Source organism: Daejeonella sp., assembly GCF_036405355.1.
In the GTDB taxonomy this organism is placed as follows: Bacteria; Bacteroidota; Bacteroidia; order Sphingobacteriales; family Sphingobacteriaceae; genus Daejeonella.
Genome location: NZ_DASWXT010000039.1, coordinates 1 through 2169, shown reverse-complemented (window position 1 = coordinate 2169; position 2169 = coordinate 1). Strand labels below are relative to the sequence as shown.

At 38.8% G+C, this 2169-nt stretch carries 3 protein-coding genes; 1 reads left to right on the top strand and 2 read right to left on the bottom strand.

All coding sequences use genetic code 11. From position 1 onward, the window contains the following. Positions 1-336: 336 nt before the first annotated feature. Both VGE44_RS05080 and VGE44_RS05075 read right to left on the bottom strand, forming a co-directional pair. The gene (locus tag VGE44_RS05080) at positions 337-477 is read right to left on the bottom strand and encodes a hypothetical protein (protein ID WP_331076665.1); all 141 of its coding nucleotides are present in this window, start codon (positions 475-477) and stop codon (positions 337-339) included. Between the two features lie 202 nt (positions 478-679). Next, positions 680-1471: an SDR family oxidoreductase gene (locus tag VGE44_RS05075; RefSeq protein WP_331076664.1), complete on the bottom strand. Its 792-nt coding sequence runs from the start codon at positions 1469-1471 to the stop codon at positions 680-682. A 127-nt stretch (positions 1472-1598) separates the two neighbouring features. Here VGE44_RS05075 and VGE44_RS05070 point away from each other — a divergent pair, with 127 nt between their 5' ends. Beyond that, positions 1599-1994, top strand: coding sequence for a winged helix-turn-helix transcriptional regulator (locus VGE44_RS05070; RefSeq protein WP_331076663.1), 396 nt, complete (start codon positions 1599-1601; stop codon positions 1992-1994). Positions 1995-2169: the final 175 nt, after the last annotated feature.

Genomic DNA, 2169 nt, shown 5'->3' with positions numbered 1-2169 from the left:
GCGGGTGTTCCGGTATAAACGGATTATTTTGGGCTGAAGCCTGGAATATCCCCCTTGTTTACCCCACTTAAAAGCGGGGCCTATTGAGCGAGTGCGCTAACAGCGGGGCTTGCTTTTTGAAATCAGGAAATAAAATCGTTCTCGATACTTTTTAAAAGGATATTTTTAAACATTTTATTTTTACCGGACAACAATGACTTGGAGTCATCCGATGAGTTTAATTGCTGTTGTACAGTTTAAGCGCAGCGTATCTACGGACAGTGGACAATGTTGAAACGGTCTGTTCGGTAAGAAACCCAAGCTATAGCAACTCTACTTTATGTCGCTACCTTTTTGTCAGCCGGTTATTCTTAACGACTGAATAAGTCCGTCTTTAAATTCAAAATGATAGGACAGAACAACTGGGCTACCAGGAAAATTGCCTGAGACTTCAGCTTTCAGAACTTCATCTGTTGCTGAATATTCCAGAGGTTTCATAGCTGCTTGGTATTCTTCATTTGCTTTTTTAATCCATTGTTCAATTTCAATTCTTCCCTTATGTGTTTTGCCTTCGTCAAAAACTATGGCTGATTCGGAAAAACAATTTGAGTAAGCTAAACTGTCGAAAGATTTTTTGTGCTTTTGCTAAATCTTCGATTACGATTGGTAAATTCATGATATTTATAGTTATTAATGATTATTAAATAGTTGGTATTGTTCCTCCATCAATTACATACTCTGTTCCTGTCAGATAATTGGCTCTTGGCGAAACTAAAAAACCAACAAATTCTGCAATTTCTTCTGGTTGCGCCGGGCGACCGATCGGTATTCCGCCCAAAGCATCCATAACATGTTGACTTGCCTGTTCAACAGTAATGTTTGAACCTTCAGCAATTCGCTCCATCATGGCCTGTGCCGATGCAGTATTTATCCATCCTGGCGAAACAGTCAGAACACGAATGCCTTTCGGCGAAACCTCCTTAGATAAACCTTTGCTGTAATTGATTAAACCTGCTTTGGCTGCTGCATAGGCTAAGGTAGAATCATGTAAAGGGAGTCTGCCCTGAATTGAAGCAATGTGAATAATGACACCGCTTTTTCGTTCTATCATTTGCTGCAGAAAACCTCTGTCCAGTCGTGCCGGTGCCAAAAGATTTGTTTGGATACTTGTTTCCCAGTCAGTATCGGTCAAAGCTGCAAACCCGCCGCTCGGCGTTTCAGAACCACCAAGATTATTTACAAGAATATCCAGTTTGTTATAGCCCGATAATACTTCATCAACTAATTTTTGAGTTCCTGTTGGTTCACTCAGATCTGCCGAAATAAAATGCAGTTTTTCATTTGCTTTTTCAGGTGCGTTTCTTGCCGTAATGATAACTGTTGCCCCTGCTTGTAATAATCGTTTCGCGATTGCTTTTCCAGCACCTTTCGTACCACCTGTTACCAATGCAATTTTGCCTGATAATTCATTGTTGAAATTAAATCCTTCCATGTGTTTAAATTATTTAAGGTCAAAATTGGAGTATACAAGCAGTTTGCACAAGTACGGATAATCGAATTGCATAGGGTTAAATTTTTCCCCTATTGCACTATTTGGTACATTAAACTAAGTTTGTTGTATGAAGGACAGAAAAATTCCATTGAACTTAAATTGTGGTCTTGACTTGATTGGTGAAGTGCTTTATGGCAAATGGAAAATTCGTTTGCTTTGGTTTATAAATGAAGGTCATAAACGCCCAAGCGAACTGCAACGTTGTATTCCTGATGCTTCGCGAAGAGTTTTGAATATTCAGTTAAAAGAACTGGAAGAACACGAATTAGTTTCAAAAATCATTTATCCTGTTATTCCGCCAAAAGTTGAATATTCACTGACAGATTTTGGAAAGACCTTAATTCCTGTAATCTCAGCTTTAGGCAATTGGGGCGATGAAAATCAAGTCCGTTTACGAAATGTCATTATGCAAACGTCAGAAGGGTTGCCTGTCGTTAAAGTTTCCAGCGATTACAAAAATTGATTATTTAGCACAACTTTGATTATTAGACTCATCTGATGACTTGGAGTCACTAGTGTCCGGGGAAAGTTTTTATTAAGGTTTAGCCCGGCAGCAGAATTGAAACTCTTGCCATATTTAGGAAAGAGGGTATTTTATTAATGATTGTTTATTTAAATCTCGGGTATAGGCGTATCGC